General features: G+C 66.1%; 8 protein-coding genes and 1 pseudogene. 5 read left to right on the top strand and 4 right to left on the bottom strand.

Annotation, left to right across the window (positions count from 1 at the left end; genetic code table 11):
* Positions 1-7 precede the first annotated feature (7 nt).
* Positions 8-1,057 carry an LLM class flavin-dependent oxidoreductase gene (locus tag V5A20_RS10475; RefSeq protein WP_442978435.1) on the top strand — a complete coding sequence of 350 codons (1,050 nt, stop codon included), beginning with the start codon at positions 8-10 and terminating at the stop codon, positions 1,055-1,057.
* Between the two features lie 6 nt (positions 1,058-1,063).
* Here the strand turns inward: V5A20_RS10475 and V5A20_RS10470 are convergent, their stop codons facing one another.
* From V5A20_RS10470 to V5A20_RS10460, 3 genes are all read right to left on the bottom strand, one after another.
* Entirely contained in the window at positions 1,064-1,897 is an 834-nt protein-coding gene (locus tag V5A20_RS10470) for a LytR/AlgR family response regulator transcription factor (protein WP_332327288.1), read from the bottom strand.
* A 25-nt stretch (positions 1,898-1,922) separates the two neighbouring features.
* The gene (locus tag V5A20_RS10465) at positions 1,923-3,089 is read right to left on the bottom strand and encodes a sensor histidine kinase (RefSeq protein WP_332327287.1); all 1,167 of its coding nucleotides are present in this window, start codon (positions 3,087-3,089) and stop codon (positions 1,923-1,925) included.
* Between the two features lie 175 nt (positions 3,090-3,264).
* Positions 3,265-5,739: a TonB-dependent receptor domain-containing protein gene (locus tag V5A20_RS10460; RefSeq protein ID WP_332327286.1), complete on the bottom strand. Its 2,475-nt coding sequence runs from the start codon at positions 5,737-5,739 to the stop codon at positions 3,265-3,267.
* A 324-nt stretch (positions 5,740-6,063) separates the two neighbouring features.
* Between V5A20_RS10460 and V5A20_RS10455 the strand changes: the two genes are divergently transcribed.
* Positions 6,064-7,143 (top strand): hypothetical protein, encoded by a 1,080-nt coding sequence (locus tag V5A20_RS10455; RefSeq protein ID WP_332327285.1) that lies wholly within the window; start codon positions 6,064-6,066, stop codon positions 7,141-7,143.
* A gap of 42 nt (positions 7,144-7,185) precedes the next feature.
* Here V5A20_RS10455 and V5A20_RS10450 read toward each other — a convergent pair whose 3' ends face one another.
* Positions 7,186-7,659 (bottom strand): hypothetical protein, encoded by a 474-nt coding sequence (locus tag V5A20_RS10450; protein WP_332327284.1) that lies wholly within the window; start codon positions 7,657-7,659, stop codon positions 7,186-7,188.
* Positions 7,660-7,966: 307 nt separating this feature from the next.
* Between V5A20_RS10450 and V5A20_RS10445 the strand changes: the two genes are divergently transcribed.
* From V5A20_RS10445 to V5A20_RS10435, 3 genes and pseudogenes are all read left to right on the top strand, one after another.
* On the top strand, positions 7,967-10,294 hold the full coding sequence (locus V5A20_RS10445; RefSeq protein WP_332327283.1) for a hybrid sensor histidine kinase/response regulator transcription factor: 2,328 nt from the start codon (positions 7,967-7,969) through the stop codon (positions 10,292-10,294).
* Between the two features lie 141 nt (positions 10,295-10,435).
* The gene (locus V5A20_RS10440; RefSeq protein WP_332316603.1) at positions 10,436-11,053 is read left to right on the top strand and encodes a hypothetical protein; all 618 of its coding nucleotides are present in this window, start codon (positions 10,436-10,438) and stop codon (positions 11,051-11,053) included.
* 892 nt (positions 11,054-11,945) lie between these two features.
* Positions 11,946-12,163 (top strand): annotated as a pseudogene (locus V5A20_RS10435) (hypothetical protein); the annotation flags it as partial.

Raw genomic sequence — 12,163 nt, 5'->3', positions numbered from 1 at the left:
CCCGATGATCGACCTTGGCATCTGGCTTCCCATCTTCGGCGGTTGGCTCCGCAACGTGGACGACGAGGGCATGCCGCCCACGTTCGAGTACAACCGGAAGGTGGCGCAGGCGGCCGACGCCGCGGGCTTCTCGACGATGCTCATCGCCGAGCTCAACCTGAACGACATCAACGGCCCGTCGCACCCGGCCCTGGAGTGCTGGACCACCGCCTCGGCCCTGGCGCCGGTGACCGACGACATTCGCATCATGGCGGCCATCCGGCCCGGCTTTCGCGAGCCGGCCGTGACCGCCAAGATGGCCTCCAACATCGACCACATCTCCGGCGGGCGCTTCGAGATCAACCTCGTCTCGGCCTGGTGGGAGGAGGAGATGAAGATGTACGTCGGCGACTGGCTCGACCACGACGCCCGCTACGACCGCTCCGCCGAGTTCGTGCAGATCCTGAAGGGGCTCTGGTCGCAGGACCGCTTCTCGTTCGACGGCGACTTTTATACCATCGAAGACACGATCCTGGAGCCGAAGCCCGTCCAGCCCGGCGGCGTGCCCGTCTACGCAGGCGGTGGCTCCGAGGAAGGCCGCAACATGATTGCGACCCACTGCGACCACTACCTCATGCACGGCGGCACGGTCGACAAGATCGCGGGCGACATCGAAGACCTGCGCGGGCGCCGGGCCGAGAAGGGCCACGACCCCGACGAGATGAAGTTCGGCATGGCGGCCTACATGATTTGCCGCGAGAGTGAGCAGGAGGCCCAAGAGGAGCTCGACCGCATCACCACGGTGGACTACGAGGCGGAGGGCTTCGACAGCTATGACGACTTCGTGGAGCACTCCGAGCTCGACTCCGAGGTGGACCTGAAGGACTACTCGGTCTCCAACCGCGGCCTGCGGCCCGACCTCGTAGGCACCCCGGACCAGATCGTGGAGAAACTCAACGCGTACGCCGACGTGGGCCTCGATCTCGTGCTGCTGCAGTGCAGCCCCATGCTGGAAGAGGTGCAGCGCATCGGGCGGGAGGTTATTCCGCGGCTCAAGTCGACGCCGGTGCGGGGGTAGCAGAGACTACGCGTCGTCCGCGCCGTCGCGCTGGAGCACGTCCACGCCGAGGCGGTCCTGCAGCTCGTCGACCCGGCTGCGGCTTACGCTGACGCGCGTGCCATCTTTAAGGCGCACGGCGTAGTTGCCCCCGCCTCCCCGCAGAACCATCTCGATTTCGTCGAGCCGGACGATGGCCGACCGGTGGACCCGCACGAACGTATCGGGGTCGAGGCGGGCAGCGAGGGTCTTCATGCGCTCGCGGATGACGTAGGTGTCCTCGCCCGTGTGCAGCTCCGCGTAGGAGCCGTCGGCGGTGATGTGAGTGAGGTCGTCGACGGGCACGATGCGGGCCTTGCCGCGGCCCTGCACCGCGATCCGCTCCAGATAGGGCTCGTCGTGCGGGCTCTCTTCGTCGAGCAACTCCGGATCTCGTTCGTGGAGGAGGCGAAGGAGCCGCTCGGAAACGGCCGCCTCCTGGTTTGCGATCTGCTCTCGAGCTCGTCGTAGGGCTTCCTCAAAGCGCTCGTCGTCGAACGGCTTCAACAGATAGTCCACCGCGGCGAGATCGAACGCCTTGATGGCGTACTGGTCGTAGGCCGTTACGAAGACAGTGGCGGGCATGTCGCCGGTCCCGATCTCCTCGATCACGTCGATTCCGTTCTTGCCGGGCATCTGCACGTCGAGGAAGACGAGGTCGGGGGCCTGTGCCCGGATGGCGTCGACGGCCGCGGGGCCGTCTTCGGCCGCACCCGCCACCGTAACCGCCGGGGCCTCCTCCAGAAGCTCGCGCAGGCGCTCGCGGGCCAGGGGTTCGTCGTCGACGATGAGGACGCGAAGGGGCGCGGCGTCGGGGGCCATGTCGAGTACAGGGCACTGATGGGACTTAGTCGGGAGGGGCGTCGGGCACGCGGGCAGTGGAGGCAGAGGTTCCGGACGCGGTGTACAGCGACGTACTCGTGTGGTGGGGCAGTCTGAGGACGGCCCTGGTGCCCCCGTCGGGCAGGGGTTCTAGGTACAGGGCCTGGTCGTCGCCGTACAGGCCCTCCAGGCGGGCCCGGACGTTGCGCAGGCCGAGCCCGTTCTCCTGCGAATCCGGCGGGCCTGGGCCGTTGTCCGTCACCGTCAGCACGAGCCTGTCGTCCTCGTGGCGACCGCGCACCTCGATGCGCCCCACCCCGCGCACCTGGCTCGCCCCGTGCTTGATGGCGTTCTCGACGATGGGCTGCAGGATGAGGTTGGGCACATGTGCGTCGCGGAGCGATGAGGGCACGTCGACTGCCGTGTCGAGCCGCCCTTGAAAGCGAATGGATTGGATCTCGAAGTAGTCGTCGAGGAACTCGAGTTCCTGAGAGAGGGGGACCTCCTGGGGGGCCTCCTCGTCGAGCACGTGGCGCAGCAGTTCGCTGAGGCGCGCAATCATGCGGCGCACGCCGGTCGGGTCGCGGTCCACGAGCGTGCTCACTGCGTGCAGGGTATTAAACAGAAAATGCGGGTTGAGTTGCATGCGGAGGGCCTCCAGCCGCGCCTCCGTGAGCCGGGCCTCCAGTGCCTCAGCGCGCTCCTCCAGCCGTTCGGCCTCCTCCTGCCGGGCCTTTTGCTGAAAGTAGTAGCTGCGGGCAAGGCCGGCCATCAGGATGACGAGGTAGACGACCAGCTCGTCGGTGAACCAGAATTGACTCAGCGACTGCACGAAAGCGAGGGGGCGCTCCCCCATCCCCGCCTCGACAGCGTCTTCACTCAGGTCCACCACGATGGATGCGGCGAGGGCGACGGCCACATGGATTCCCACGTTCCGCGTCACCGTCGTCCGGTCCGTATCGGTCGGTTCGACGACCGGAAGGGTCTTCGCGAACCAGAACACGACCGGGGTGAGGAGGCCCCATAGGGTGTATTCAAGCAACTCCCCCATCGTCCGGCCCCAGTGGAATTCGCCGGGTGCGTCGCCGAGAAGGGTCTGTCCGACCGAGAGCAGGGCCACAGTCGCCCAGAACGCGGCGATGAGGCCCCACTCGACCCGGCTCGGCGACGTGAAAACCGAACGGTCACGCATTTCAGAAAAGGAGTCGTGGGGAAGGAACGATCGAAGACACGATGCCAGGATGCTTGAGGGGGGGATGACCCGGTACGGTTCCGGGAGACGCCAGGAAGAAGAAGCGGACCAGAGGGAGCGGACGCGCCCTGCCGCTTCTTCAATTTGCAGGCGCGTGCCCTGAGACGAGAAATACCTATCGGTAGTCCCGGTCGCGTCCTCTTTGGTCGCTGTTCGAGCCCGAGCCGAAGTTGTACTGAAAAGAGAGCGAGACTTCCCGGGCGCCCCACTGCATGTTCGACTCCTGATACAGGTCCTGGTCCCGGTACCACATGTTTATGTTCGTGTCGTTGAGGAGGTCGTCGACGCGAAGGGTCAAGGTGCCGTCGCCCCCGAGCAGCTCCTGCTGAAGGGCCATCTCGGTGCTGGTAAACCGATCGATCCGTCCCTGCGGGGGAATGTCGCGGGCGGGCCGGTAGAACTGACTGAGCTCCAGCTGCAGGCCGTCTCGGAGCTTGCCCCGGACGCTGCCGCGGCCCGAGAACAGGATCGCGTCGTTGCTGAGGTCGGTGGTGACGTTGGAGCCGTCGGTGACGGAGCGATACACGTTGCCGCTGATCGTCCCCTCCAGGCGGTCGCCGACGTTGAAGGTCGTCACCAGCTCCGTGCCGTAGGACGTGCTACTGGAGAGGTTTTCGGCGCGGCGGACAATCACGGTTTCGCCGTTTGCGTTCGTTTCGCGTCGGCGCACCTCTTCAATCTCGTTGACGGTGTGGCGGAGGTACGGCGTCACTGAGACCGAGCCAACGCCCCACCGCTGGGTCATGCTCAACTCGAAGGAGTGGATGTATTCGGGGGCGAGGCCCGGATTTCCTTCCTCGCGGAAGGTTGGGTTTTCGTTGTCTTCGATGGGGTTGATGTCCCAGAGCCCGGGCCGGTCCACGCGCTTGCTATACGAGAGACGGGCCTGTTGCTTGGGGCTCGGCTTGTAGGTAATGAACGCGCTGGGGTAGACACTAACATACGAACTGTTGGTGACCTCGTTGTCGCTGGAGAGGTCGAAGGTCGTGTTCACCGTTTCGGCGCGGAGCCCGGCCTCCAGCTGAAAGTCTCCGATCCCTCGGCTCAACGTGCCGTAGGCAGCGTGGATCAGCTCGTCGAACGTGAAGACCGTCGTCCGGCCTTCGTAGGTCTGGTCGCTGTCGAGCCGTCGCAGGGTGCCCTTGTAGCCGGTCTCCAGGGAGAAGGCCCCGAGGGGGCGCGAGTAGTCGACCTCCAAAGAGCCGTCCTGCTCGTCCTCGTTGACCACGTCGAGTTCCCGCTCGCGCGGAGAGGAGAGGCGCGTTCCGTCTTCGGCGCCGTAGACGTTGTAGAGGCCGTCCTCGGTCTCGAAGTCCCGGTCGTACCGCACCTGGGCCTCCAGGCTGTGGTCCTCGGAGAAATCGTGCCCGAAGTCGAGCCGTCCGTCCACGCTCTCGTCGGAGGAGGAATTGTCCAGGACGCGGGCGTACCGGTCCGTCCGGTTCGGTGCGGTGGGGGTGCCGCCGGCGTATTCCCAGTAGTTCGTGACCCCGTTCTCTTCGTTGCGGCGGAGGCTGAGGCTGGTTTCGAGGCCTAGGGACGTGCTCTCCGCGAAGTTGTAGTCGACCTCCGTCCGGAAGGAGTGGGAGCGGTCCTGCTCCTCCTCGCGCCCGGTCTGGTCGACCCAGGTGTTCGATTCGTTCTGGGCAAACCGCTCGACAGTCCGGGCGTTGGTGTCCTCCTCGCTGTCGCGGCGGTGGGAGTAGGTGCCCACGACGCGCCAGCCGCCGGCCTGGACGCCCACGTTTGCGGAGCCGTTGCCGCCGTACCGGTCGTTCGCGTCGCGCTCGCCCCCGAGGGTGAGCCCCCCGTTCCACTTCGCCTCCAGGTCGCGGCTGAGCACGATGTTGATGATCCCCGACATGCCTTCGGGCTCGTACTTGGCCGAGGGGTTCGGAATGACCTCCACGCGCTCCACGGCGTCCGCCGACAGGCTCTCCAGGTAGCTCACGAGGCTCTGGCCCTGCAGCGAGGCCGGATCGCCGTTGATGTGGAGCGAGACGCTTTCGTTGCCGCGGAAGCTGATGCTCCCGTCCATGTCGATTCGGATCGACGGCAGGTCCTCCAGCACCGTTCGGGCCGAGCCGCCGGCACTCAGGGCGCGCTCGGACGTGTTGTAGACGTTCCGGTCCGTCTCAACGCGGGCGGCGGGGCGGTCGGCCGTGACCTCCACCTCCCCCTGCTGGGTCGTCTTGGGGGCCAGTTGGATCGTGCCGAGGTCGGCGTCCTCTGCATCCCGGGCCGGGCGCGTGTCGGGAAAGCGCTGCGTGGAGTACCCGACAAAGCTAATGCGGAGGGTGTACGCGTCCACGGCCACGTCGTCGATCGAGAAGCGGCCCTCCGGCCCCGTCACTGTACCGGTGACGAGCGTCGAATCGGTCGCCGTTTCGGTCCACAGCGCGACCGTGGCGTTCTGCAGCGGCTCGTCCGTCTGCGCGTCCACCACCCGGCCGGAGAGGGTGCCGGTCGGCGTGTCCTGTGCCCGGGCAGGGGCCGTAGCGGCGAAGCTCAGGATCAGCACGGCGAGCGCCGCGCCGATTGCTTCAACACGTTGAGACCCCGAAGAAGGCCAGAAGCACATCGTGTGCATGAGGGCAATCTGGTTCGTCCACGTACATCTCGTTAAGGGAAGGTGGTATGTGCCATGAGGAGGCGGGACGAGGGATTCGGGTGGTTCTACGAAGTGCACGTGCGCGTCGCGGCCTGCATCCTCCGAGCGGCCCGCCGGATGAACGGCACGGACAGCACGATGAGTTGCATATTCTGATGTCGCTTCTGAGGTCGCGGGAGGCTCCATACAGGCGGAGCGAAAATCCTGTGTGTCATCCGCACCGGCGAAACGAGCGTTGGCGCATGCGTTCAACCCAGTCAGGGCGCATCGTGCCCACCCCACCCATGAACCTGTTGCCGTCGCATGTCTCCCATGAACCTTGCCGCCCTCGGTCGGGGGCTTTTGGTCTTTGTGGTCGGCGGCATGCTCCTTCCGGGGTGCCTTCCGTACAGCTGCCAGCCCCAGCCCAACGAGGCCCTGTACCCGAGCGACTCGCTGTCGCGTCAGGTGGCGGAGGAAACCCCCGCGGATACCTTGGAGCGGCGCTGGCAGACAACCGGGACGGAGGGCCATGCCCTGGCCCACCCGCGAACGGTTCGGTTTGTGCAAGAGGGCGGGCTGGCCGTGAGCGACGTGGAGCGCAACAGCCTGTTTCGCTTCGGGGCCGACGGGCGCCTGCTGCGCGAAGTGGAGGACGCTGGCTTCCGCACGCCGTACCTGATTGGGGCGCGCGCGGACACGCTGATCGTCTTCAACGCCGAGTCGAACCGCATCGACCGGGTGGTCGATGGTCGACGGGTCGGTCTGCCCGTTTCGTACGAGCGCCCGGCCCCGGAGACGCTCGTCTACATGCTGGCGACCGACACGACGATGTATGCGAAGGTCGTCGGGCAAAACACGGACTCGTTCGTGGCCCGGCTCGGGGCCAATGCACAACCGACGGCCCGGGCGCCGCTTCGGGGGCCCCACTGGCGATACGCCGGATTTCTCCGAGCCTGGGGCGACACGCTGGTGAGCCTGTCGGGCTTCCGCCCCACAGTGGACCTGCTCCGGCGGGGCTTCCGGAATGAGGCGACGCCCGACAGCCTCGCGCTCGTGGGCTTCAACTCGCCGATGCTGGAGCGCCGCTACGCCTTCGGGCAGGGTGACGCCACGGAGGCCCCGCTCCTGAGCCCCGCCGCGGCGCCGGTCGGCGACACGCTCTTCGTGCTCAACCTGCGCCCCGGCTGGGTCCAGATCGATGCGTACGACCGGCGTGGGCGCCTGCAGCGTCGTCTCGTGGGGCGGAATGAGGAAACCAATCCCAACTTCTATCCGCTCGACCTCGACGCGCGCCGCACCGAAGACGGCTACGTCTTCGCCGTCACAATCCGGTCGCCGGAGGCCCGCCTGAAGGTGCTAGAGTGGCGGCCAGAGTCGCCTGGCAGTGCGGGCGGTCGATAAGACCCCAATGGGCGCTGCGGGCGCTGTCTCATTTCGCCCTCCTCAGAAGTAGTACCGGAGCCCGAGGCCGCCGCCGATGTCGGGCTCCGTCTCACGAACGAGCTCGAAGCGGGGCGTGGCCTGGATGTAGAGCTCGAACTGCTCGGCCAAGAGGATGTCGAGCCCAATCGTGCCGCTGATACCCAGGCCCGCCTCCGACCCGCCATCGTCGTAGATGCCGACGTACGCCCCGGGGCCGACGAACCAGTGCACTGGCTGCTCCACGTTCTCGACCGCAAGGGGCTGTTCAAAGAGGGCGTGGGCATTTAGGAAAAGAAAGTTGTCGAAGCTCCAGGCCGCGAGGAAGTCGTAGGAGGGACCGTCGGCGTTATAGATCTTGAGCGTCACGCCCGACGGCTCGCCGGCCTGGACCCCGAGTCCAGCGGCACCGGAAGTCCGTTGGGCCTGGGCGGGCAGCGCGCCCGCGCACAGCCCAAGAAACAGAATAGCGAGAATCGTGTCGCGAAGGGAAGGCATACAAAGAAGTGCGATTGATGGGGCAAGTGTAGCGTTGGGCAAAGTGGAACCGGACAAAGTGGCGAGTCCATGCCCAAAAACTCGGACAATTGCATTCCGAAGGACGGCAGACCGGGCGAGAAGGATCCGAAAAACGGGCCGTCTCGTCCGAACGTTCATCCGTCTGCCCACATCTCCTGGGAAATGAGGGGGAAGGGGGCACCATCTCTCCTCTGTCCGGAACGAGTTGGAGAGCGCCCAAAATATTGGGTACACGTGCTGTATAGTAAAACCTCCACCCCCTAAGTATCTCCATCCCCTAAGTACCATGGACCCCCGCGGATCCGTTGAGCAGGTGCGACGCATCGTCTTTAAGGCCGGTCGGCTTGAAGAAGAGAGGGCGTTTCGGTCGGTGCTGGCGGAGCTGGCGCGGACGGGCCTGCAGTGGGGCGGCTTGATTGGCGTCCTCGGGGTTCTGATTCTCGTGCCCGTCAACGTGGGGCTCCTCGGCCGGCCGGTGGCGTGGTGGTACCCGGAGGGGGGAGCCGCGGCGCCCCTCGTGTTGTGGGACAAGATCGTTGTCGTGCTCCTTTGCGGCGCGGCCATCTGGGTGGGGCGAATGCAATGTCGAGTGTCGGTGGCGCGAGCGGCCGGAGCGGCGATCGCGTTCCTCATCGCGGCCGTGTCGCTGGTGCATGATGCCTATCGGGGCGTGCTGAGCGTCGAGTACGTGATTCTCCTCTACCTATTGGCCGTCGTCATCCTCCCGTATCGGCCCTGGCAGACGCTGCTCCTGGGGGGGCTGCTCAGCACTGCGCTTTACGGCCTGGGCACGGTGGGCCTTCCGGGCACCGGGGCGGCGCGTCCTGCCCTGGTGAACGCGGGGCATCTCGTGCGCATGGGGTTTGTCACTGTGGTCCTGACCGGCGTGTCGACCCTGCTCTATGCGGTGCGCCATCGTCGGTATCAGGCGCGGCGGACGGCAGAAGCGCTCCACGAGCAGGTGGCCCGGCTGGAGCGGGCGAAAAGCCAGTTCTTTGCCGACCTCTCGTACGAGTTGCGGACGCCCCTCACGCTCCTAATCGGTCCTCTGCAGGATGTGCTCGATGATCGGTGGGGCCCGCTCCCCGACGCCCCACGGGAGCACTTGAAACGGGCCGAGCAGCAGGCCCGTCGGCTGAGACGGCTCGTGGATCAGCTGTTCGACCTCGCCCGTCTCGACGAGGGGGATCTCGCCCTCGCGATGCAGAAACAGAATCTGACGGCCCTGGTGCAGTCGGTCGTGCCGCCGCTTCGCCAGTGGGCCCAGCAAAAGAAGCTCACGTTTCAGGCGGACGTGGCGCCGGATCGGATCGACGTGTGGATGGACGTGGACCGGGTCCGGCAAGTCCTGACGACCGTGCTCTCGAACGCGATCCGATGCACGCCGGAGGGCGGGACCGTGCGTCTCCGCGTGCGTCGGGCGGCCGGTGCGGCTGAGATTGCCGTGCGTGACACGGGCCCGGGGCTGCCGGAGGCCCTCCGGGACCGAGTGTTTGGAGACGCCGAGAGCTACGTGCCTGCGGGAAAAACAGACGACGCCGAGGAGGGGCTAGATCCCGAGCAGCGGATTGGGGTGGGCATTGGGCTGGCGCACGCCAACGCCCTCGTTCGGCGCCATGGGGGCAGCATGGAGGTGGAAAGCGAACCGGGCTTCGGCACGGAGTTGACTGTGCGCCTGCCGCTGGGGCACGCCCACGTGGCGGACGCGGACGTCGCCGACCCGGATGCGGAGGGAGCCCCTCGAGGCAGAGACGAGACCCCGGTGCCAATCGTCTCCTCAGTTCCCTCGTCCCCCACACCGGAGCCGACGGACGAGGTCCCATCGGACGCGCCTTCGGTGCTGGTGGTGGACGACGAGGCCGAGATGCGCGACTATCTCCGGGACCTGCTCGGAACGGAATACCAAGTGGAGACCGCTCCCGATGCGGCGACGGCGCTCGACCGACTCCATGACCGGTCGTTCGATCTCGTGCTTGGCGATGTCTCGCTGCCCGACGAAGACGGAGCAGGACTCTGCCGAACGATTCGAGACGACGAGCAGCTCCGCCACCTGCCCGTCATCCTGCTGGCCGATCGGCCGGACGATCGGGCACAGCGGGCGGACTTGGATGTGGGGGCCGATGCCTACGTTCCGAAGCCCTTTGCCCCCGCGGACCTGCTGGCCCGCATGGAAAACCTGATTGAGATCCGCCGGATCGTGCAGGACCGGATCCGCCTGCCCGACTGGATGGATCCGGACGAGGCGACCGCATCGCCCGAGGAGGCCGACTTTCTGGACACCCTCAACGAGGCCGTAGACGCGCACATCGACAACAGCAACTTCGGCGTCGACTGGCTGGCCGACGAGGTGGACCTGAGTGCCCGGCACCTCCGTCGTCGCGTCAAGGAGGCGACCGGGCTCTCGGCGTCGGGCTTTATTCGCACCCGGCGCCTGCAGCACGCCGCCGCGCTGCTACAGGAGGGCGCGGACACCATCTCGGACGTGGCGTCCGCCGTGGGGTACCGCGATCCCAGCTACTTCTCCCGTCTCTTCCGCGAGACCTTCGGGTGCTCCCCCACCGAGTATGCCGAGCAGGAAAGCGCGTCCCCCGACACACCGGACACGCCGGCTTGAAAGACCGGACACGGCCGGTTTCTACGGGTCTATGGCTGGTTTGTGAGGGTGCACGCGACGTATTCGTGTAGACGCAGCGCCGCAGGAACGCCTCCGCCATCCACTATCGCGCTCCGTTCATCGGCCACCCCTCACGTCGCCATGTTTGTTCGCCTTCTCAACCGATCGACCCGACGTCGTCACCTCATCTTCCTTTTCCTGCTCGCGGGCCTTCTCGCAGGGGACGGGGGTGTGCGCCCCGCCCAGGCGCAGCAGGCGGACGTAGCGGAGACAGACGCAACGATTCAGGTTGAGACGAAGCCCGGAAAGTCCCCGACCCGAGCCCAGCTGTATTCGCTTGGAGGGACGCTAGTGCCAGTGGTGCTTGGGGCAGCCATGGACAAAGAGAGGGACGATGTCCGCGTCCCCCTCTGGATCGCCGGGACTCTCGTAGGCCCGTCCGTGGGGCACTTCTACGCGGAAAACATCAGTCAGGCCCTAACCGGTATGGGGCTTCGACTGGGGGGTGGAGCCCTCGGCGTGCTTGGGGGCGCAGCCGTGCTGGATGCAGCTCTGGGGGGAGACAGTAGTGGAGGAGGGGGAGCGGCTCTCTTCCTTGCTGGCGGGCTTACAATTCTCATAAGCGGGGGCTACGACATTTTTACGGCTGACGACGCCGCCCGCGACTACAACGAGGCCCATGGACTGAAAGCGCACGTTGGTCCCGCTGTTGGGCCGCAGGGGGAGCAATTAGGACTCTCCCTGAAGGTGCAGTTTTAACGTGTCTTGGCCACGGATCGTCCTGAGGGTGCGGCCTCGCTCAAGATGACGTGCCGGTGATTGGATTTTGAGATCGCTCTTCCCTGCACAGTCACGGTTGACGTAGCAGTAGGTCCCCCTGAACGACTGGCCATCAATGAGGAAAGACCGGACATGGCCGGCGTCTCCGGGGAGACGTCCGGTTTTTCCGAGCGAGAATCGGGTGTTTGAGGGTGCGGTTTGCGGGGGCGATTCCGGCGGGCCGCAATGCTCGCTCTGACCAGACACATTACTGCTCAAAGCCATGCGACGCATACACCCACTCCGGCTCGTGAGCTCCTCTACGTCACGCGTAGGATCTCTCCAACCGGTTCCGCTTTTGGGCGTGCTGCTTTTCCTGGCGTGTGGATGCAGTTCCACCCACCAGGTGGCACACACGCAGTCCGACGGATACAGCCGGGTCACCGAGGCGGCGTACGGGAAAACGGCACGGGTCCACTTTCGGGACGGCCGAACGATAAAACTGGAGAAGCTCTACGTCGACGCCGACTCGACAACGGGGATCGGGCCGCACGGGACGGAACGGGCGTTTTCGACCTCGACCCTCTGGAGGGTGGAGCTCGTGAATCGAGGCGTAGGATTTCTGCAGGGGGCGGGTGCCGGGGCAGCGGGGCCTCTTGGAGGGGCTTTGCTCGTGCAGCTCCAGGGGGACGGGCTGGGAACGGACTTGGCGACGGTGGCAGGGCTCGCCCTGAGTGTCCCAGGTGCGCTCATCGGAGGGGTCGTCGGAGCGATTCGTGGACACCGGACGACCTATTTCGTTGAGGCTCCTCCCCCCACTGCGGACTCGGCAGTCGTTGCCCCTCGTTCGAAGCGCTCGAAGAACACAAGGCACAAATAGCCTCACCCCACGATGAGCGATTCCATCGACGCCACAGACACACGGCTCGTGCAGCGCGGGTGGATGTATCTTCGGGAGCGATTCCCGCCGCTCGAAAACGGTCTGCTCGTGGCCGCCTTCGGCCTGTCGGCCCTGTACCACTCGGCCCTGCTGCGGGGGCGGGCCGACCTTCCAGGCGCCAAGCCTGCCCTCGCCGCCTTCGGGCTCACGCTCCTGTTCTTCTTCCTGCT

This window comes from Salinibacter sp. (assembly GCF_036626415.1).
Classification (GTDB): domain Bacteria; phylum Bacteroidota; class Rhodothermia; order Rhodothermales; family Salinibacteraceae; genus Salinibacter.
Note: the sequence above shows the minus strand (reverse complement) of the source record. Positions and strands in the feature narration are given on the sequence as shown.

What these genes read in the sequence shown, in the direction of transcription:
- V5A20_RS10470 (WP_332327288.1), bottom strand. Translation starts at nt 1,897, where the DNA reads ATGGCCCCCGACGCCGCGCCCCTTCGCGTCCTCATCGTCGACGACGAA.
- V5A20_RS10465 (WP_332327287.1), bottom strand. Translation starts at nt 3,089, where the DNA reads ATGCGTGACCGTTCGGTTTTCACGTCGCCGAGCCGGGTCGAGTGGGGC.
- V5A20_RS10460 (WP_332327286.1), bottom strand. Translation starts at nt 5,739, where the DNA reads ATGCACACGATGTGCTTCTGGCCTTCTTCGGGGTCTCAACGTGTTGAA.
- V5A20_RS10455 (WP_332327285.1), top strand. Translation starts at nt 6,064, where the DNA reads ATGTCTCCCATGAACCTTGCCGCCCTCGGTCGGGGGCTTTTGGTCTTT.
- V5A20_RS10450 (WP_332327284.1), bottom strand. Translation starts at nt 7,659, where the DNA reads ATGCCTTCCCTTCGCGACACGATTCTCGCTATTCTGTTTCTTGGGCTG.
- V5A20_RS10445 (WP_332327283.1), top strand. Translation starts at nt 7,967, where the DNA reads ATGGACCCCCGCGGATCCGTTGAGCAGGTGCGACGCATCGTCTTTAAG.
- V5A20_RS10440 (WP_332316603.1), top strand. Translation starts at nt 10,436, where the DNA reads ATGTTTGTTCGCCTTCTCAACCGATCGACCCGACGTCGTCACCTCATC.